The following is a 21,515-nucleotide window of genomic DNA, read 5'->3' on the forward strand; positions in this document are numbered from 1 at the left end:
CTAATGATTTAAGTGAACGGCCTTCTTGGTGAAGTTTAACCAATGAATCTTTGAAATCTTGTGAATAACGAATTGACGTAAAAATACTCCTATACTTTCATTTTACGGACTGAATAAAAATAGTCCATTTTTTTAGTATAAGAGCATAAACAAAAGGTTACAGTAATAGGTGCAGCAACCGTCACCACAAACGATAATAAAAAAATTTCTTGGTTACAAATTCGAGTTAATACTACAATTTTTTGGATTGACAAGAATGGTGTATTAGAGTAGCTATCTGTCATAGTTTAATTGATGAAATTGGGCAGCGTTTGGTGGTGTGAAAAAATGTTGATGGAAGAGATAAGTATTACTTTATCAATAAATAGTGTGATAGAGACCACGATCTTTATCATTATTAATACTAAAAAATAATTCATTAATTTGACGTTTTTGGATATTACCAGCATTCCTACACCACACATAAAATGTTCATCAATTTGAACATTTTAATTATTACTATAATTCAAATTATTTGTACCCCTATTTCCGTTAGAATGACAAAGGTTCCGTTGTGATATAATGTAAAATGTACGAATAAAATTTGCCAACAATACAAAGGAATATTAAGAATGGACAAGCTAGCAGTATTGATTCCTGCCTTCAACGAAAGCCAGACTATTAAAAAAGTAATAAGAAATGTGCAATCAGCTACTGAAAAGATTGATGGTACTAAAATATATGTTTACGATAATAATTCATCAGACGACACAGCTACAATTGCTAAGGAAGCAGGAGCAGTTGTTAGACATGAGTATACTCAAGGAAAGGGCGCTGTTATTCGCAGAATGTTCAGGGAGATAGATTCACGCGTTTATATTATGATTGATGCCGATGATACTTATCCTGTAGAAGCTATTCCTGAAATGTATGAACGTGTTATAAAACATAACGCAGATATGGTGGTAGGCGATCGTCTATCGTCAACTTATTTTGAGGAAAACACTAGACCGTTTCATAACATTGGAAACACAATTGTGAGAGGAACGATTAACTTATTATTTCACACACAGATAAAAGATATTTTAACAGGCTATCGAGCATTTAGTTATCGTTTCGTAAAGACCTTTCCTGTGCTTTCTCGTGGTTTTGAGATTGAAACTGAAATGTCAATACATGCAACTGAAAAAAAAGATGTCTGTTGAAAATCAAGTGATTGAGTATCGTGATCGACCCTCAGGTAGTGAATCAAAATTAAATACATATTCTGATGGATATCGCGTTTTGAAGACATTAGCAAAACTATTTCGCATATATCATCCTTTAGCTTTTTTTGGTGGCATGTCCATTGCATTGTTCACCGTAAGTGTGTTTGCTTTTTGGTTAAGAGTGTTTGTGCCCTTTTGGCATACGGGAAAAGTTGATAACTTTCCTACTTTAATTGTTGCTGCTTTCGTCGCTATGGCAGGCGTTACTTCGCTGTTTAGTGGGCTGATTCTCGATGCTATTCAATCTCAGGAGCGTCGGAATTTTGAATTTGAACTTCAACGAGTACATGAAAATGAAAATATTAACTCAAAACTTTAAAAATAAGATTATCTCTATTCTTTTGGGATTAGATGGACGCGTGACTTTTTCTGATTATGTCTGGAAAGATGTGCGCATTCAGCCTGAGTACTGGTCTAAAAGATTGGTATTTATCTATAGATTAGGCAGAATTAACTTATATTATTCTAAGAAAAACTCTTTTAGAAAAAAAATTTGGCGGAAAATATATCTTCACCTCAATATAAAAGTAGTTGAGGGTAAGTTGAATTCGCATGTTCCTGCCAGTGCATACATTGGTCAGGGTACGAAATTCTTTCATCCGTATAATGTCATTATTAATTCTCATTCGTACATCGGTGGGAATAGTGTACTAAGACATAACGTAACAATTGGTAATTTAGGAAAGGGTTCGCAAGACAGCCCAAGGATTGAATATGGTGCTAGTTTCGGATCTGGTTCAGCTTTGATTGGGCCAATACATATTGGTCATCACTCAAAGATAGGATCCAATGCAGTTGTTACAAAAAGTTTTCCAGATAATGCCGTTATTGTTGGTATTCCTGGGAAAAACATTCGGAAAGATTAGTACAATGAAAAAAAAAATAATTTGTATACATTATTAAAATATTTTATATATCTTTGTGTATCATTGATTGTATTTACACCATTAAATGGTCAAATGAATTTGTCAGCAGTATCTAGTTCGCTTTTTTTCTTTGTCGTGGTTGTTTTTTTGAAAACAAAGCATAATGTTAAATTCACCATGGATTATGGTGTAATTGGATGGGCAATCGTCTTTGCTTTTTTTCAGACGCTTAATAAGTCTTTTGCGTTAGATTATTCCTTAAAATTTTACCAAGAAAATCAGATCGCTTTTATTTTTCAATTTATCATAGGATTTTTATTTTCTTATCCTATATTTGAGTTAGCAAAATATTTGTTTTACCAGAATAAATCAGGAAATAAATTAGATGTGGGTCACGCACAGAAACAATGGAATCTATTTTCTAATTTGAAGTATTGGCATATCTATTTACTTTTTTTGGTAATGGGTTGTGTACTGGTGTTGTTCCAGCAGCCTATCAATGTGAGTAACGATGCTGCAGACGAATTAATGCAGTTTTCTAGTTATACAAAATTGATTGATCTAAATATACCTTTGAACAATCATCATCCTGTATTTGATACAATGGTTTTGGGACTAGTTTTCAAAAGCGGATTGAGATTAACAGGGGATTTTTCACTCAGTATTTTGATTATGAGCTTGATTCAGACTGCTGTAAATGCCACTGGATTTGCATTTTTAAGTTTTAAATTATGCAAAAGTCACATTAATTACTTTCTAAAATTAATTTTTACAATTATGATGCTAGTGTCACCTATGTGGGTAAACTTAAATGCCACGATAGTTAAAGACAACTTGCTGATTGTACCACTAATTTTTTGGTTCTATTATTTTTCAAAAATTATTATTAGTAGGAAAAAGATTCAGAATCATGAATGGATTATCTTTGCTATTCTTTCAATATTAGTCTCTTTAATCAGACCAAATATGTTTTATGTGATGATTTTATCGCTGATCGCTTTGAATATTTTTTCTCTAAAAAAGGTCTATAATCTAAAAGTTTTCGGTGTTCTACTTGCATTAACGGTATTCATATTTTCATATAATCATATACTGTCCTCTAGTTCTGTGGTTCCCGCAAAAACAGTTGAAATGCTGAGTGTGCCACTACAACAAACAGCTCGGACAATAAAATATAATAACGTCACTTTAAGTAAGGCTGATCTAAGTGCAGTTAATGGCGTTATGGATATTACTAAAATTCAAAACTATAATCCTCAGGTTTCAGATCCAATAAAAGGCTCCTATAACTGGGCTGGACGGAATAAATTATTCACAAAAAATTTCAAAAATTATTTACCTGTCTGGTTAAAAATAGGTATTAAATATCCTTTAAGTTATTTTGAAGCAACATATGCAAATACATTTGGCTATATCAATATTTTGAGTAGGAACAGTGGACAGGGCGAGGTCTTGTTTAGCAATTACGTTACTAATAATAACTTTTCAAAATATTTTGGTGTGAAACAATATATGTCACTGAATATTACAAATAAAAAAAATTTGTTGAATCACAAGTTTATTGGTATCCTACATTGGCCAATTTTCAATATATACCATAATATAGGGATGTGGTCATGGGTGATTATATATATTTTTATTAACGCATTCTGGCATCTAAAGACATTTAAAAAAGAATTTATGATTGTATTACCATCAATTTTAACACTAGGGACTTTGATTATGTCACCAGTTAATGGGTTGAATAGATACTATATACCAATATTTTTGATGCTACCGTTAATAGTTATCAGCATTCAAAAAATACGAATAGAATCGGAAATGGATTTATGAATAAAATACTTTATACAACGTTTAAACAAATTAATAAAGGTATGGGCAAGATTGTTCGCGAAACAAATAACTTTAAATTAATATCACGAATGTATGCCACAAAGTACTCTAAAATAAAGGTCAGAAACGATTCTTTTTTTTATGAAACCCGAGACGGACAAAATTTTTCGGATTCGCCACTGCAAATCATGAAATTTCTCTTAGCCAAGTTTCCGGATTTCAATCACTACATTGTTTATCAAAATAGGTATTTGGAGGAAGTAACATTAGGGTTACAAATCAGCAAAATTGATTACGAACACAATTCAAAGATTCATTTAATTGAACGAAATACACCTGAGTATGTTGAAGCCATTTTATTTTCTAAATTTTTAATTACTGATTCCACTTTTCAAAGCTTTTTTGTGAAAAAATCTGATCAAATTTATCTGAATACTTGGCATGGGACACCACTTAAAACGATGGGATATGCTATGCCTGATGGTGAATTTGACTCATGGAATGTTTTGAGAAACTTTTTGATGACAGATTATATAGTTTCACCTAACAAGCATACTACTGAAATATTTCTAAAGGATTATCGACTTGAAGATAAGTACAATGGGAAAATATTGGAGATTGGTTACCCACGCAATGACGTTTTTAGTAGTCAAACCACTGCTCATCTGAAGGACTTTTTGGAAAAGGAATACACTTTTAGTAAAGATAAATTGACTTTGGTTTATGCACCTACTTGGAGCCCATCGGAGATGTTTACTAAACCTAGTATAGTTGCTGATGCATACACCAAAATGTACCGCCAGTTAAATAAAGATTTGGGTGACCAATACAATATTTTGATGAAAGTTCATCCATTCGTCTATAACCGTATAAAAAAAATTGAATCCGTTAAAAAGTTTGTTGTAAACGATGGTATTGATCCAAATGAATTATTGGCAGAAGCAGATCTATTAGTAACTGATTTTTCATCAATATTTTTTGACTTTTTGATCACAGATAAGCCAATAGTTTTCTTTAATGAAGATTCTGAATCTTATAGAAAAGAAAGGGGATACTATTTTCCTTTGGAATCATTACCGGGTCCGTTTTTTTCAAAATCTGCCGATTTGATAGACTACATTAAAAAAGGCGATTTTAACCAATATAATGAGAACTATAGTAATTTTAAAAAGAGATTTGTTGCGCTTGATGATGGAAAAGTGACTGAAAAAATCGTTGATTTAATTTTAAATGGACGAGACAAAAAATATTCTGGTAATATTGTTAATGCCAATAAAGGTGAGAAAAAAACTGCTCTTATTTATACTGGCGGGATGCAAAACAATGGTATTTCTGCGGCGCTAATCGACTTAGTGAATCATATTGATTATACAAAGTATGATGTTAGTTTGTTGACCGCAGATAATCGTAATGATGATGCATTTTTCAATAATTTTAATAAAATAACTGACAAAGTTCGAGTGTTTGTTATTCGTGGTGAAAGTTCATATGGATGGATTAAATTGCTTGGGAAATTTTTTGCTGAAAATCTTGTGATGTTCCGATTTTTATACTCCCAAAAGCAGGCTGAACTAAATGCACGTCGGCTATTAGCAAACCAAAAGTTTGACATTGCAATTGATTTTGATAGCTATGTTATGGACAATGGCCAATGGATTGCTGCAAGTGAAGCTAAACACACATACAATGTTTTACATAATGATATGTGGTTAGAATCTCATAAAAAAGTTGATGGTCGCTTAAAAAATCCAAAAACCAAAAAATATTTACATTTTTGGAACCTCTTTGATACTTCATTGTCAGTTTCTGATGCGACAAGAAAAATTAACGATATTAAATTAAAAAAATATATTAATAAAAGCGGTGTTTTGACAAACATTATTGATGCTGAAAAAATAGTTCAACTTTCAAAAGAAACTGTGGACTATGAAAGCTTAAATATTGAAAATTTGCTGGAACATGTAGACAAACAAAATAGTTCGGAAATCACGAAAGCAACGTTTGGTGATGTGGATATGAGGAAAAGAGAACTCAGTATTCATAGTGTTGCTTCTTGTAAAAAAGCAACTAAATTTATAACAAATTCGAGATTGTCTCCGGAGAAAAATATAGATAATTTAATTCTAGCATTTGTAAAGTTGCATAGTGAGTACCCAAATGTAGAATTGCATATTTTTGGTAAGGATGTTGGTAACTATGCATCGGTGCTATATGATTTGGTCTTGAGCAATCAAGCAGAAAATTATATTAAGTTTTACGGTTATGCAAAAAATCCGTTTCCGGCGATTGCCAGTGCTGATGTTTTTCTACTTCCTAGTCATACTGAAGGACAGTCTGTTGCTTTGATGGAGGCAATGGTCTTGGGGAAAAATATTGTAGCCTCAAATATTATGGCAAATATTGAGCTTTTAAATGGTGGTGATTATGGATTATTAACAATTGGTAATAATCCGGATCAGTTATTTGAGTCTTTAAAAATTATGGCTGATGGAAAGTATACACGCTTAAAAAATTTTGATTCCCAATCTCATAATGAGTTAGTACTTCATCAATTTGATAGTTTATTCGAGTGAAAGAGTTGACAATGACTAGATTAAAAAACAATTCTAAGTTAATTTTAATAATATGCTTTTTTTCTGCATTTGTTTTGTTGCCACAAATCAATCAACACGCGATTATTGCAGGTGGTGATTCTTCATTTCACTGGAACAGAATTTACGATGCCATGATGCAAATTAAAAATGGCAATTTTCAGTATTTTGTATCTATGTATGGCTTTTCTCAATCAGGTAGAATTGTTAATGCATTATATGGACCATATATTGCATATCTCAATGGTTTTTTACTGTTAATAGCCGGGTCGTGGTTTAAATATCAATTATTATCTGATTGGTTTGTGAACGTCATTGCTTCTTTTTCAATGATGTACTTGCTAAGAAAAAATAATGTTTCTCGTCATTACAGTTTATTAATTTCACTTTTGTTTATAACAACATATAGTATAAGTACATGGACTCTGAATCAACAATTTATGGCTTGGGGAACTGCTATTATGCCTTTAGGTATTGCTGCAGGAACCAGAATGATTCGGAATTTAAGTAATCAAATAAGTGTTTTTGAATTGACTATGGGTGTGACACTAATTATCCAAACGCATGTGTTATCAGCTCTATTTCTAATTAGCATATTGGCTGTCTTCTTTACAGTTGGTTTCATTAAGTCAAACAACCGATTAAAAATGTTAAGGGATTTACTTATTTCCATTTTATTTACGCTAGTGTTAACTTGCAACATCTGGGGATCCTTTTTAGAAATATATGGAACAAATGTTGTGCTAGCGCCTTTTCATAATGCAGTACCCTTGACTAATGGTGTAGTTAATTTTACCCTTGAAAACAGTCAGTTAACATCTATATTTGTTATCGTTCTGGCGATTCAAATTTCATTACTGTTCATGCACTATAAAAAGTTGCCAATAAGTAATAAACTTTCCACGATTTTAGGAATCATTTTCTTGTGTTTGTCCACGCAACTAGTACCATGGAATAAAGTTTTTAATTTGGTTCCTGCAATTAGTGTTATACAGTTTCCTTATAGGTTCTTAGGCCCTGCTCTTATATTAATTTTACTAGGCTTGGGAATGTCACTGATGTCGTTGAGTCAATATTCCATCGATAATTTGGACATAAAGAGTTTATTGCTGTTGATTTGTCTTTTAGTAAGTACTTTTTCGTTACTAGGGCAAGTGCAGAATAAATCAGCAGCATGGTCAACGAACGATGTACTATCTAGCCGGTACAATGTAAAACAAAAAGCGTATGGTGATGATTTACGTAATATGTTTGCATCCAGAGATACAGGGACAGTGTTGAAAAATGTTTGGAAACCAGCTCCAGATTATTTGCCATCAAATAGTAAAAACAATAGGAAAACATCTTTACTCTATGATGACTACTCAAAACAAATAGTCACTAATAATACGTTTTCAAAATCGGTCAAAAAAGGTAAGTTGTTTATTTCTTGGGAAAGTAAAAGTACAAAACCTTTACTTCTTAATGTAGTAAAGTACAAACATACTAATATAGTGCTGAATGGTGAAAAATTATTAGAAGGGGAGTATAAATTAACTGATATTGGTGCAGTAATTATTCATCCAAAACATGGCAATAATCTACTCGTTTTAAGTTACAAACCAAGTTCGTGGTTTAAGGGTATGATCATTGTTAGCATAGTTTCACTGATTGGATTTGTAATTCTTATAGGAATAGTTAGATTTAAAACTAACCGTTTCAAATCTTAAGTAATAAAAGAGGCTATTCTGACTTTGCCATTTTTTAATATTTATCGTTATCTTGATTAAAATCAAGTATAATAGACTATGTTGTATTTTATAACGTAACGTATCAATTGCATACAGGAGTTGCATATTGACTATTAAGCCAAAAAGTAAAATGTACATTATTACTAAGCGCATCATTGATGTGCTTTTTGCGCTGTCTGGTTTAACGATTTTGTCACCTGTTTTTCTTATTGTGTTTGTATTGCTCAAATTTAACAGCCCATCGTCACCGGCACTTTTTTCGCAAGAACGTGTTGGCCAATATGGTAGGCACTTTAATATTTACAAGTTTCGTTCTATGGTACCCAATGCGGAAAAAATTTTAAAATCAGATCAGAAGCTATACGAAAAATATGTTGCTAGTGGCTATAAATTACCTACGGCTGAAGATCCACGAATAACGAAATTGGGCGCTTTTTTGCGTAAATCAACCTTAGATGAAATCCCTCAGTTTTGGAATATCCTAATTGGAGATATGAGCTTGGTTGGGCCGCGACCAGTTGTTGCAGAAGAATTAGTTGAATATGGTGATGACGTTGATTTGTTCTTGTCTGTCCGTCCTGGTGCACTTGGTCTTTGGCAGGCTAGTGGACGATCACTTATTGAATATCCGGAACGTAGTAAAATTGAGTTAGAATATATTAAGAATGCTGGGTTTTGGTATGATATAGGTATTGTTTTGAAAAATGTGATCGCAATCTTTAAGTCTAAAGGAGCTTATTAACTCTCATGAAGGAAGAAAAAAAAGTAAAGGTATCGGCGAAATTTCTCACAAAAACATTTGATTTAGGTAAAAGTAAGTCAGAGAAAATTCGAGCAATACTAAATCCTATGAGTAAAGGGCCTCAAAAGTTTTGGGCATTAAAAGGTATTAGTTTTGAGGTTTACGAAGGAGACGTTATTGGTATTGTAGGCGTTAACGGCTCAGGTAAGTCCACACTTTTGAACATATTGAGTGGATTATTATTACCCGCTTCTGGTGAATTGACAATTAATGGGGACACAACGATGCTGGCGGTTGGTGCTGGGTTAAGAGCACAGTTGACCGGCCGTGAAAATATTCGACTTAAATCACTAATGATGGGCAAAACAAATAAAGAGATTGATGATCAAATGAATGAGATTATTGAATTTTCTGATTTAGGCGAATTTATAGATCAACCTGTTAAAGACTATTCCTCAGGTATGAAATCAAAGCTGGGATTTTCAATTGCTGTACATCAAGATCCCGACATATTAATTATTGATGAAGCTTTGTCTGTTGGTGACCAAACATTTGCCCAAAAAGCTCTAGCAAAAATGAATGAATTTAAAGCACAAGGAAAGACAATCTTTTTTGTTTCTCACGCACTACCACAGGTACGGGACTTTACGGATAAAGCGATGTGGATTCACTATGGCGAATTAAAGGCATTCGGACCAACAGAAGAAATCGCTGATGACTACCAAAACTGGAATAAGTGGTTTAATGGATTGAGTAAATCAGAGAAAAAAGCATATCAAGAAGAGCAAAAGCAAAAACAAATTTCTTTTTCTGAGAAACAGCTGGAGAACAAAGTGGCAAATGATAGTAGTTTGTCTGAAGATGAAAAGCACAAAATTAGTTCACACCTTGGTGTTGGTGATGCCATGTCTATGCCGACATGGATTTTGTTTGCTGCTAGCATTGTAGGCACGTTATTTTTTATTTACCAATATGCGATGTGGGGTTGACTTCTAATGAAAGAAATTTGGTTAGTTTTACAAGAACAATTTAAATATTTTCCAGTTATGTGGCGTTTGGCCAGTTATGAAAAAAAAGCCCGCTACCAAAATCATGCTTTAGGTAATTTTTGGTTGTTTCTGAATCCATTTATGCAGGTTGCTACCTACTGGATGGTTTTTGGTTTTGGATTTGGGACGAAAAGTCCTGTCGAAGGAGTTCCTTACATGCCATGGCTAATTATTGGTTTAGCGACATGGCTTTTCATCAATACGTCGTTCATGGATTCAACATGGAGTATTTCCTCAAAAATATGGGAAATTGCTAGAATGCGATTTCCAATGAGTATTATGCCAATGATGAGAACATTGATGAATTTTAATGCTTTTGCTTACATGTTGATTATCGGAATTGTTATGTCAGTATTTTACGGGTTGCCAATTACATGGTACTGGTTACAAGTCTTTTATTATATTTTTGCAGCGTTCGCTTTTTTATATGCACTTGGCATTTTAAATGCAACTGTGACAGTATTATTGCAAGACTATCAACAAATTATGCAAACGGTCATGCGTTTTATTTTTTGGATATCTGGCGCATTATTTTCAGTATCAGATAAATTTGGTGCTGGGCATGAAAGGATTGTTCGAGCATTGGAAACAAATCCTTTTTACTATTTGGTGAGTGGTGTCAGAGATTCATTTTTTGGACACACATGGTTTTGGGAAAACACCTACCCAATGCTTGTATTTTGGTTGTTTACGTTCGCTGTGTTAATCATTGGGTCGCATTTGCACTTGAAGTTCCGCGCATATTTTGCAGATTTGGTATAATAGCAGTATGGTTAAGGAAAAAATCCAAATTTTGGTTGCCGCTCATAAAGAATCCTCAATGCCGAAAGATAGCATGTATTTACCGATTCAAGTCGGCGCTTCACTATCAGAAAATAAGTTCAGTGGTTATCAAGGAGACAATCAAGGCCAAAATATCTCGTTGAAAAATCCATATTTTAATGAGCTAACTGCTATTTATTGGGCACGTTACAATAGCAGTGCAGATGTTATAGGGTTGGTGCATTATCGCAGGTACTTTAGTTTAAAAAAGACTAAAAATCTAGAAGATATTTTGAACGTGAAACAGTTGTCTGAGTTGTTAGATAATGTCGACGTTATTCTACCCAAAAAGCGGCACTATTGGATTGAAAGTAGTGAATCTCACTATCGTCATGCTCACCATGGCAGTTCTCTAGATGCAGTACGGCAAGTCATTACTAGTAAGTATCCTGATTATGCTGAAGTTTTTGAAAAACAAATGAGCAAAACCAGTTCTCATATGTTTAACATGTTTATTATGCGTCGTAAAGAGTTCAATGATTATTCTGATTGGTTGTTCGACATTCTCTTTGAAGTAGAAAAGTTGATTCATAGTGAAGTATTGTCTTGGAATACCTATGAAAAAAGGGTATATGGTTTCTTAAGTGAACGTTTACTAGATGTTTGGATTGTCAAAAATAACATTCAATACAAAGAAATACCGGTTAATTTTATGGAAAAACAAAATTGGTTACTAAAGGGTGGCAAATTTTTGGCTCGGAAAGTTGGATTTGGTAGAATTGATGGAAAGTGACATGACAAAAAAATACAATACAAAGAATTATGATTATCTTGTAATCGGTGCTGGGCCATTTGGTATGATTTTTGCATACGAGGCAGCCAAACGGGGTAAAAAATCTCTGATTGTGGAGAAACGTCCATATATTGGTGGTAATATGCATACGCATACTGAACATGGTATCACAGTGCATGATTTTGGCGCACACATTTTCCACACTGATAACAAGGAAGTATGGGATTATATTCGTCAATTTGCTTCTTTCAATGGTTATCAAAACCAAGTTGTCGCAAATTACAAAGGCACATTGTATAATCTTCCCTTCAATATGAATACTTTCTACCAGATGTGGGGAACGAAAACACCTGACGAAGCACATGCAAAAATTGAAGAACAAAAGAATGCGGCCTTGAAAGATCTGGGTGATCGACAACCTCGTAACTTAGAAGAACAAGCAATTAGCTTAATTGGTACAGATATTTATAATAAGTTGATTAAAGGTTATACGGAAAAACAATGGGGTCGTAAAGCAACAGAATTACCCGCTTTCATTATTAAGCGATTGCCAGTGCGCTTTATCTATGATAATAATTATTTCAACCACCGTTATCAAGGAATTCCAGTAGGCGGTTATACACAGATTTTTGAGCGCATGTTGGAACAGTCAAATGGACTGGTCGACGTTTTAACCGACACAGATTTCTTTGATGACAAAGAAACATTACTATCAGAATTTCCTCGTGTGTTATATACGGGTATGATTGATCAGTTCTTTGATTATAAGTTTGGTGAACTGGAATATAGATCTTTGCGATTTGAGCATGAGGTGATTGATTCAGACAACTATCAAGGTAATTCAGTAATCAATTATACTGACGCTGAGACGCCATATACACGTGTTATGGAATGGAAACATTTTGATGGATTAGCCGATGAGGGTAAGACAATTATCACTAAAGAATACCCACAAGAGTGGGATCGCTCAAAAGAGGCATATTATCCTGTCAATAATGATGAGAACACACGAATTTACAAGGCTTACGCCAAAGAAGCACGTGACAATCATCCAGAAATTATTTTTGGTGGTCGCCTAGGCAAATATCGTTACTTCGATATGGATCAAGTATTTAATGATGCTTTTAATACTGTCCGCCAAGAATTTGATATCAATCAAAATTTTAATTTTGCTCACGATGAAGTTAAATAAACATGCCCGTTAGGGCGTACATAATATGAAATGAGAAAAGGTGTAATGGGAGTGGATATTAAAAATAAAAGAATCGAGCAAAATAGTGATATCTTATCTTTAATTGTCCCTGTTCACAATGAAGAAGATACAATTGAAATTTTTTACAAGGCGATTAAAAATGTTGCACCAAAAATAAACGCCTTGATTCACTTTCACTTTATTGATGATGGTTCAACTGATAAGACGCTCGATTTGTTACGACAATTAGCTCAGCAAGATAACAATGTTCACTATATTAGCTTTTCACGTAATTTTGGTAAAGAAGCTGGACTTTATGCCGGTCTACAACAAGCTGATGGTGATTATGTGGCTGTAATGGATGTTGATTTACAAGATCCTCCCGAACTCCTGCCTGAAATGTTAAAAGAAGTACAGAGTGGTGACTGGGATGCGGTTGGCACGAGGCGAGCAGATCGTAAAGGTGAAGCAAGGATACGTTCTTGGTTTTCAACGCAGTTTTACAAATGGATGAACAAAATCAGCCAAACACAATTAGTGGACGGTGCACGAGACTATCGTGTTATGACACGACAAATGGTTGATGCTATATTGTCGTTATCTGAGAATCAACGTTTTAGTAAGGGAATTTTTACTTGGGTAGGTTTTAAGACTAAGTATATTCCGTTTGAAAACCGAGAACGTGTCGCTGGGCAGACTTCATGGTCGTTCTGGTCACTAAGTAAGTATGCAGTTGAAGGAATTGTGTCCTTTTCTACGGTTCCTTTAACAATCATTACCTTACTAGGTTTTCTTTCATTTGGGATATCAATTTTAAGTGCTGTTTTTATTGTGATTAGGGCATTAGTCCACAATAATAGTGTCGATGGTTGGCCATCGATGGTCACTATCATGCTATTTATTGGTGGTATTCAATTGTTGAGTTTAGGTGTGATTGGCAGATACGTTGCTGCAATTTTTTTGGAAACGAAGAGACGGCCGATTTTTATTACACGCGAAGAAAAATAATGTATGGGTACATCTTTTAATTAATCTATAAAGAGGAAAAAATTATGAAACGAGTGATTACTTATGGAACATTTGACATGCTACATTACGGGCATATTAATTTACTGAAACGTGCTAAAGAAATGGGCGATTATTTAATTGTTGCACTTTCAACTGATGAGTTTAATTGGGAATCAAAACAAAAGAAGACTTATTTCAGCTATGAAAAACGTAAACAATTATTAGAAGCAATTCGCTATGTAGATTTAGTGATCCCAGAAAAATCATGGGAGCAAAAAGTACCTGATGTTAAGCTTTATCAGGTTGATACATTCGTCATGGGCGATGATTGGGCAGGACAGTTCGACTTTATTCAAGAAGAGACTGATGCAAAAGTTGTTTATTTAGCTAGAACACCCGAAATATCTACGACTCAAATCAAAAAAGACTTGAATGAAACTAGCTTAGTGACAAATCATAAATCTGAAATTGATTAGTTTGATATAATAGTAAGAGATGAAAGGCATCTCTTTTTTTATGATAAAAAATATTTTGAACAATTTGAGTTTTAAATATCATGACTTTTTATGGAACATGAAGCGTTTAGCAAATAACCACGATGATGCTAAAATATTTTATGATACGCATTATCAAAATTGGCCGATAAACGAGCGTGTGGTGTTGTATGAAATGCAGGATGGGCAGGAACTAGACGACTCTCCTTTTGCGATTCTTAGGCAGTGGGTAGCTTTTGGCGCACCAGTGAATCATATAATTGTTGCAAAAGAAACTGAGATTAATAAAATTAATCGTGTTCTGGAATTTTGGGGTTTAATAGGACGCCAAAATATTCGAGTGGTGATTTATGAATCAAAAGAACACATGAAATGGTTGCTGACTGCGAAATATATAATAACCAACGCAATGATCTTTTCTGATATTTTCGTTAAACGTTCAGGCCAAATTTTCATTAACACATGGCACGGTACACCATTGAAAAAAATGGGGTATGCCATGCCTGGTGGTGTTATGGGTTCGTGGAATGTCATCAGAATATTTCTGATGACAAACTACTTGATCTTGCCAAATAGCTATACTGCTGAAATCTTTAAAAAGGACTATCGACTTGATAATTTGTATACAGGTCGCATTATTTTGGCGGGCTATCCCAGAAATGATATTTTAGTCACTGGCCTCCCCAAGAAACAATTGCAGCAGTTCCGTGATGAGCTTTTTTTGGATTCAGAAAAGCAATTAATTTTGTATGCACCGACGTGGTCAGGTGATACCACGATAATTCATAATAGTAGTCAAGAACTTGAAGTATATTTAAATATACTCGAAAGTTTATCGACAATTCCAAATACAATTATTATTTTTAAACCACATCCTTACTTTCAAAAGGCTATTAGTTCAGATGAACGTTTTGAAACATATTTAATACCAGATTATTTTGGGACTAATGTTATTTTGAGTCAAGTTGATCTTTTGATCACAGATTATTCTTCACTTTTCTTTGATTACTTGGTCACTGGGAAACCTATCATTTTTTTTGATTCTAAAGAAAACTATCAAAATGAACGTGGGACATATTTAAAAATTTCCGAGTTGCCAGGGCCTTACACAAAACAAATTGCAAGTTTAATTGAACTGGCACAAGACACATCAGCTTGGTCTGAACACTATATTGATAAATATGAAACATTTAGAGAACGATTTGTGAGTCATGATGATGGTATGTCTTCCCAGCGCATGATTGATACCATTGAAAATAGTTCATATGGGAAAGCTGTTGCAAATGATACAATTCTTTTGAATGGGGAGGATTTTTCGGACAAAAATTTTACAGAAAGTCATAGAAAATTAGTGAAACGTATTTCTTTTAGTTATGATATTAGCGTGGCTATTTTTGAATCACATGTACTTGAGTATTGGTATGGCTATCAATTTTTTGCCAATATTGATAGTGTGAGTGAATATACACGTGTGTTTGTGAATAAGAATTCTCAATATAGAGGCACAGGTAAAACTGAAATGGTGCTTAACGGAAGACGAATGACTGCTGCTAAGCAATTTAATATGCTAGTTATACCACAGAGCATTTTTAGTTATCATCAAAAAGAACTAATTTCTACTGCAAAGATGATTATAATGGTTAAAAATCCTGCAAGAGAGTTGTGGCTTTTGAAGATTGGTTTTACTAGGTTCTTGGGAAATGAAAATTGGGAAGTTTGGGGGAAAGAATCCAAACAAGATTTGGATTTTGCGAAAAATATAATGAAAATGTTGGAAGAAAAAAATGACAGATTATAGTGTGACAGCAGTGATAGTAACCTACAACCGCTTGAGTTTATTAAAGGATTCTATTGAAAAAGTGTTATCTCAAGATACAAGTGCGTTACGCCATCTTATTATTGTTAACGGCGCTAGTACAGACGGGACTAAAGAATTTCTTGATAACTTGTCAGATAAGCGTATTATTGTTGAAAATCTAGATCAAAATCTTGGTGGGTCTGGTGGATTTAACTGGGGTATTAAGCAATTTTATCAAAAAACAGCAGATGATTTTGTTTGGGTTATGGACGATGACTCAATGCCCACAAGCACAGCATTACGCAAATTATTGACCATGTTTGAGTTAAATGCTGATGCAGGATGGGGTGCAAGCAAAGTAAATTGGATTGATGGTGAGTGGGCACGAATGAATGTTCCTGCACCTGCAGACGGTGGAAAAACGGCTGTGTATTATGGCGATGAAAACTTTGTGCCCATCAAGCATGCTACATTTGTTTCAACAATTTTCAAACGTTCGTTAATCAAAACTATTGGATTGCCACAGAAGGAATATTTTATATGGGGGGATGATATAGAGTTTACAGAACGTGCACACCGTGTTGCAACTGGATATTTTGTAAGGGATTCAATTGTTATTCATGCCAGCAAAACCAATCCTAATCCAGGTGATATTGTGGGAGAAACACTTGAGGAACGACTACCTCGTTATATGTATGAATATCGCAACCGAATTTTGACTTCGCGTAGACGACAATCAATATTTAAACTCATCAAGACTATTGGTCACGGTGTTATTGATTTTATGAAAACTTTATTTTTGCCCGGTGTTCAATATCGTGGTAGAAAGTTAAAAATTATTATAAAAGGTACAATTAATGGATTTTTCTTTCATCCGAACATAGAATTTGCGGATGATCTTAATGACAAACACCATTAACCTCAAGGAATTATCATGGAAAAAATAAAAAAACTACTCATACAGTATCAAGTTGTCATTTTATATCTGATTTTTGGTGTTTTGACGACAATTGTCAACATTGTTGTTTTTGCACTCTGTTACGGAATTTGGCATGTTGATTATTCATTTTCTTACGTTGCTGCGTGGTTTTGGTCTGTATTATTTGCCTATTTGACGAACCGTAAATGGGTGTTTCACTCGACAGCTACCAATGTCAAATCAGTGATAAATGAGATTTGGCAATTTATTGTTGCGAGAATTATCACAGCACTACTAGGTTATGCTATTTTGTCTTTTGGTGTTGTGGTGCTCAAACAGGACGCGCAAATTTGGAATGTGATTCAAAATATATTTGTGATTGTAACTAACTTTGTACTAAGCAAACTAGTAATATTTAAAAAGAAGGCGTAAGCCTTCTTTTTAATGTCTTTCATTAGCAACCTGAATTAGATCAGATACAAACTTATTTAAGGTAACGACATCATCAGCATCAGGACTAAGGTTGATCTTAACGCCCTCAGCTCCTTTAATACCGCCTGTCTTCGCAAATTGTGCTTCAAATTTTGGTACTGCCAAGCCAAAATCGCTGAGATAATAAGTGTCACCAGAGCCAGCCACGCCATATACAACACCTGTTAAATCGTCATGAGCAAGGTCTTCAAAAAAGTCTAGACCTTCATCTGGAAGTGAACCCTTATCATACGTGTACGGGACAACGATGGCGATGTCAACATTTTCTAATTCATCAGCCTCGGTTTGGCTAATTTCTGTTTTTTTGACTGATACGTTTGCTGCGACTAAGGCGTCAACAATGACGTCAGCGACTTGTTCATTGTTACCCGTGATAGTTGCATACACAACTTGTGCATTCATTTAAAAATCCTCAATTCATTATCTTCAATACTATTATAACGATTTATTGACACATTGCACAGCATTCGTTTGTGCAAAATGTAACGAATTGTGACGGTTTCTTGACAAAACAACAAAAACGCTTTACTTAGTGGGTTAGTGGCCTTATTATATTAAGAGTATTCGAAATAAAAACCGCAATACAATGCAAATTTTCAACTGCCACTTGCGTGAATTAGTTGTTTTATCACAAGCATAATAACTAGCACGCCAATAGGAGATTAAAAATGATACATCAGTTGTTGGCTGAATTCATGGGTACAGCACTCATGATAATTTTTGGGGTTGGCGTTCACGCCGACGAAGTGTTGAACCGTACAAAATATCACGGTTCTGGGCATATTTTTTCGATTACAACTTGGGGATTCGGTATTGCCATGGTGTTGTTCATCTTTGGAGATGTCTATATCAATCCGGCGATGGCTTTGGCACAGTATGTTTTGGGGAACATTGATTTACCGTATTTTATAATTGTCAGCTTTGTAGAAATTTTTGGGGCTATTATAGGGTCGTTGATTGTATACGTTATGTATGCTGATCAATTTAAATTATCAGAAAAAGATATTGATCCAGTTATTGTCCGTAATATCTTTTCGACGGCACCAGCCATTCGTAATTTGCCACGTAATTTTTTTGTTGAAGCATTTGCAACTTTCATCTTTCTAACCGGTATTTTATCCATTTCTGCTCATGCGGGTGATGTGCCAGGAATGGTGCCATTAGGTGTTGGTTTTCTTGTTTGGGCAGTCGGTATGGGATTAGGTGGCACAACCGGATTTGCAATGAATCAAGCACGAGATATGGGACCAAGAATCGCATATACAATTATTCCATGGCAAAAACGGACTACGAGTGATTTTAAATATGGTTTGCTCGTTCCAGGTATTGCACCATTTATTGGCGCCATTTTTGCGGCGCTATTTGCTAAATTCTATCTCGGAATTTAAGCGCTTTAAATCCTAACGTTCGTTTTTGTTTCTCATAAATCAGCTTTTGTTCGGAATAACCGAACTTTTTTTTGTTTTGTGAGAGAAGGTTAATATGATTACGAACGCATTGACTGCAATAACTGGTAAACTAGATATTGGAAACAGTTATTCATTTTCCATCAGGACAATCGCGGGTATTGTCTAAATTCACTTTAAAAGGACAGAAATTATGCTTGAACGATATTCACGACCAGAGTTGCGCACAATATGGTCATTGCAAAATCAATACCAAACATGGCTTGATGTAGAAATTGCGGTTGATGCTGGTTGGGTTGCAGAAGGGCACATACCAGCCGATGATTTGGCTAAGATACGCGCTAATGCGACTTTTGATGTTGACCGTATTGCCGAAATCGAACTATCTACACGTCATGATGTGGTTGCTTTTACACGTAATGTGTCTGAATCCTTAGGTGATGAACGGAAATGGATTCATTACGGTTTGACTTCAACAGACGTCGTTGATACCGCGCAAGCCTTACGTTTGCGTCAGGCAAATGACATTATTAAACAAGATTTACATGATTGGCGCGAAGCCATTAAAGTCCTAGCATTAAAATATAAAAATACAGTCATGATGGGACGTACTCATGGTGTTCATGCCGAACCCACAACATTTGGTTTGAAAATGGCTCGTTTTTACGCTTCAGCAACACGGGCAATCGAGCGTTTTGAGCGTGTGGCAAAAGAAGTTGAAACTGGTAAATTATCTGGCGCAGTTGGTACTTTTGCTAATGTGCCACCACGAGTTGAAGAAGTGGCAATGGCTGAATTAGGGTTAACACCACAACCAATCGGTTCACAAGTCCTGCCAAGAGACTTGCATGCTGACTATATCCAGACCATTGCCTTGATTGGTACGCAAATGGAAGAGCTTGCTACCGAAATCCGTTCATTACAACGTTCAGAAATTCATGAAGTCGAAGAAGGCTTTGCTAAGGGTCAAAAAGGATCCTCGGCTATGCCACATAAACGTAATCCAATCGGGGATGAAAATATTACCGGATTAGCTCGCGTATTGCGTGGTTACGCAGTAACAGCGCTGGAAAATGTGACATTGTGGCATGAGCGTGATATTTCACATTCATCTGCGGAACGTATTATTTTGGCTGATGCAACTGCTCTCATTGATTATATGCTGCACCGCCACACTGGTATCTTAACTAATCTTGGTGTTTTCCCAGATACAATGCGTAAGAATATGGATCGCACGTATGGCTTAATTTATTCGCAAAGATTGCTATTGAGCTTAATTGATGCGGGGCTTTCACGTGAGCAAGCCTATGATACTGTACAGCCATTGACAGCACGTTCATGGGATGAGCAACTCATGTTCCGTGATTTAGTTGACGCTGATTCGACTATTCAGGCTAATTTAACGCCTGCACAAATTGATGATGCGTTCGATTATCACTACCATTTGCGTCATGTGGACGAGATTTTTAAGAGAGTAGGCTTAGCATGAACAACTTGATTAGTCATCCAGCGATAAAAAAAGTGCTTTTAACTGAAACGGACATACAGGCACAAGTTCAGCGCGTTGCCAATGAATTAACAGAAAAGTTTCAAGATAATGAACAACGCCCAGTATTTATAGCTGCTTTGAAAGGGGGAGTTATTTTCGCCACAGACTTGTTGCGGAAAATGCCCCTTGATGTGGACTTTGACTTTATTGATGTTAAAAGTTATAGTGGCTCTGCTTCCACTGGTCAAGTTAAAGTCGTGCATGATGTGAATATGGATTTAGCCGGACGTGACGTGGTTGTCATAGACGACATTATTGACACAGGTCGTACGATGCAATGGCTTAGTGATTATTTCGCTCTTAAAGGTGCCAAATCAGTCACTACTGTTGCCTTAGCTGATAAACGTGAAGCCCGAGTCGTTGATTTTGATGTTGACAACTACGGTCTCATTGTACCCAATGAATTCGTTGTCGGCTACGGTATGGATTATAATAATTATTTCAGAAATTTGCCAGTCATTGCCGTTATTGATTTTGACAAATTGAATTTAATTGGTTGATAAAAAAATTATAAAGTAAGTGTTGTTATTATTTTATCATTTGTGTATAATATAAATAAGATTTCAGTGGAAGAAAGAGTACATTACTTTTTAATGATATAGAAAGCGCTAGTTGATGAGAAAGCGTCATTAAAAGTATTGGAAAGTAGTTCTGGAGAGAATCAGTGGTTTGGATAATGAAGCATTGATCGGTCACGACCGTTATATCGTATGGCTATCGGCATTGCGCCCGTAGTTAAGATAGAGATAGCTAGTTTAGTTTTGCTAGTTAAACGACGGGGTACCGCGAGAATTCGCCCGTTAATTGTTTTGATAACAATTAGCGGTTTTTTTATTGGAAAAATTAGTGAGGATGACAATATGGAAAATTCAGTTGGTGGCTTGTATCGAGTCAGGCACAATAGCACATAATCACAAATAGCATTTAAACGTAATGGAGAGAACAGTATGACAACAAAATTAGATATGGCAGATTGCAAGAAATAACTTGAACGAATTTAGTGACGTAGATTAAGCAAGAAGATCTCGATTGGTGTGTGCCAGT

18 protein-coding genes and 2 pseudogenes are annotated in these 21,515 nt (G+C 35.0%); 19 read left to right on the forward strand and 1 reads right to left on the reverse strand.

What is annotated here, in order from left to right:
- Positions 1-159 precede the first annotated feature (159 nt).
- The 16 genes and pseudogenes from IEU71_RS10325 to IEU71_RS08110 form a co-directional block, all read left to right on the forward strand.
- A pseudogene (locus IEU71_RS10325) lies at positions 160-273 on the forward strand (hypothetical protein); the annotation flags it as partial.
- A gap of 338 nt (positions 274-611) precedes the next feature.
- A pseudogene (locus IEU71_RS08040) lies at positions 612-1,566 on the forward strand (glycosyltransferase family 2 protein).
- Positions 1,541-2,113 carry an LbetaH domain-containing protein gene (locus IEU71_RS08045; RefSeq protein WP_004911824.1) on the forward strand — a complete coding sequence of 191 codons (573 nt, stop codon included), beginning with the start codon at positions 1,541-1,543 and terminating at the stop codon, positions 2,111-2,113. Before IEU71_RS08040 ends, IEU71_RS08045 begins: the two are co-directional and overlap by 26 nt.
- A 99-nt stretch (positions 2,114-2,212) precedes the next feature.
- A complete protein-coding gene (locus tag IEU71_RS08050; protein WP_143472334.1) occupies positions 2,213-3,946 on the forward strand; it encodes a DUF6020 family protein in 1,734 nt (577 codons plus the stop codon).
- Positions 3,943-6,519, forward strand: a complete 2,577-nt coding sequence (locus IEU71_RS08055; RefSeq protein ID WP_004911819.1) for a CDP-glycerol glycerophosphotransferase family protein — start codon at positions 3,943-3,945, stop codon at positions 6,517-6,519. Before IEU71_RS08050 ends, IEU71_RS08055 begins: the two co-directional genes overlap by 4 nt.
- An 11-nt stretch (positions 6,520-6,530) precedes the next feature.
- Positions 6,531-8,246, forward strand: coding sequence for a putative glycosyltransferase family protein (locus IEU71_RS08060; RefSeq protein WP_004911816.1), 1,716 nt, complete (start codon positions 6,531-6,533; stop codon positions 8,244-8,246).
- 127 nt (positions 8,247-8,373) lie between these two features.
- A complete protein-coding gene (locus tag IEU71_RS08065) occupies positions 8,374-9,009 on the forward strand; it encodes a sugar transferase (protein WP_004911814.1) in 636 nt (211 codons plus the stop codon).
- A gap of 5 nt (positions 9,010-9,014) precedes the next feature.
- Positions 9,015-9,998: an ABC transporter ATP-binding protein gene (locus IEU71_RS08070; protein ID WP_004911811.1), complete on the forward strand. Its 984-nt coding sequence runs from the start codon at positions 9,015-9,017 to the stop codon at positions 9,996-9,998.
- 6 nt (positions 9,999-10,004) lie between these two features.
- Complete coding sequence (locus tag IEU71_RS08075; protein WP_004911803.1) at positions 10,005-10,820, forward strand: ABC transporter permease; 816 nt, start codon at positions 10,005-10,007, stop codon at positions 10,818-10,820.
- Between the two features lie 7 nt (positions 10,821-10,827).
- A complete protein-coding gene (locus tag IEU71_RS08080) occupies positions 10,828-11,613 on the forward strand; it encodes a DUF4422 domain-containing protein (protein ID WP_036066601.1) in 786 nt (261 codons plus the stop codon).
- A 1-nt stretch (position 11,614) separates the two neighbouring features.
- Positions 11,615-12,805 carry a UDP-galactopyranose mutase gene (gene glf, locus IEU71_RS08085; protein WP_036066599.1) on the forward strand — a complete coding sequence of 397 codons (1,191 nt, stop codon included), beginning with the start codon at positions 11,615-11,617 and terminating at the stop codon, positions 12,803-12,805.
- A 45-nt stretch (positions 12,806-12,850) separates the two neighbouring features.
- Positions 12,851-13,813, forward strand: coding sequence for a glycosyltransferase family 2 protein (locus IEU71_RS08090; protein ID WP_004911797.1), 963 nt, complete (start codon positions 12,851-12,853; stop codon positions 13,811-13,813).
- A 44-nt stretch (positions 13,814-13,857) separates the two neighbouring features.
- Complete coding sequence (gene tagD, locus IEU71_RS08095; protein WP_004911795.1) at positions 13,858-14,289, forward strand: glycerol-3-phosphate cytidylyltransferase; 432 nt, start codon at positions 13,858-13,860, stop codon at positions 14,287-14,289.
- A 97-nt stretch (positions 14,290-14,386) separates the two neighbouring features.
- Positions 14,387-16,105 carry a CDP-glycerol glycerophosphotransferase family protein gene (locus tag IEU71_RS08100; protein WP_158082592.1) on the forward strand — a complete coding sequence of 573 codons (1,719 nt, stop codon included), beginning with the start codon at positions 14,387-14,389 and terminating at the stop codon, positions 16,103-16,105.
- Complete coding sequence (locus IEU71_RS08105; RefSeq protein WP_004911790.1) at positions 16,092-17,024, forward strand: glycosyltransferase family 2 protein; 933 nt, start codon at positions 16,092-16,094, stop codon at positions 17,022-17,024. Before IEU71_RS08100 ends, IEU71_RS08105 begins: the two co-directional genes overlap by 14 nt.
- A 15-nt stretch (positions 17,025-17,039) precedes the next feature.
- A complete protein-coding gene (locus tag IEU71_RS08110) occupies positions 17,040-17,456 on the forward strand; it encodes a GtrA family protein (RefSeq protein WP_004911787.1) in 417 nt (138 codons plus the stop codon).
- Positions 17,457-17,465: 9 nt separating this feature from the next.
- Here the strand turns inward: IEU71_RS08110 and IEU71_RS08115 are convergent, their stop codons facing one another.
- Positions 17,466-17,918, reverse strand: coding sequence for a flavodoxin (locus IEU71_RS08115; RefSeq protein WP_004911776.1), 453 nt, complete (start codon positions 17,916-17,918; stop codon positions 17,466-17,468).
- A 266-nt stretch (positions 17,919-18,184) separates the two neighbouring features.
- Here IEU71_RS08115 and larD point away from each other — a divergent pair, with 266 nt between their 5' ends.
- The 3 genes from larD to hpt all read left to right on the forward strand — a co-directional run bounded on the left by larD (position 18,185) and on the right by hpt (position 20,971).
- The gene (larD, locus tag IEU71_RS08120; RefSeq protein WP_004911774.1) at positions 18,185-18,904 is read left to right on the forward strand and encodes a D/L-lactic acid transporter LarD; all 720 of its coding nucleotides are present in this window, start codon (positions 18,185-18,187) and stop codon (positions 18,902-18,904) included.
- Between the two features lie 211 nt (positions 18,905-19,115).
- Positions 19,116-20,411 carry an adenylosuccinate lyase gene (purB, locus tag IEU71_RS08125; RefSeq protein ID WP_004911772.1) on the forward strand — a complete coding sequence of 432 codons (1,296 nt, stop codon included), beginning with the start codon at positions 19,116-19,118 and terminating at the stop codon, positions 20,409-20,411.
- On the forward strand, positions 20,408-20,971 hold the full coding sequence (gene hpt, locus IEU71_RS08130; protein ID WP_004911768.1) for a hypoxanthine phosphoribosyltransferase: 564 nt from the start codon (positions 20,408-20,410) through the stop codon (positions 20,969-20,971). Before purB ends, hpt begins: the two co-directional genes overlap by 4 nt.
- The last annotated feature ends 544 nt before the right edge of the window (positions 20,972-21,515 follow it).

The sequence above is a fragment of the Leuconostoc falkenbergense genome, assembly GCF_014634805.1.
Classification (GTDB): domain Bacteria; phylum Bacillota; class Bacilli; order Lactobacillales; family Lactobacillaceae; genus Leuconostoc; species Leuconostoc falkenbergense.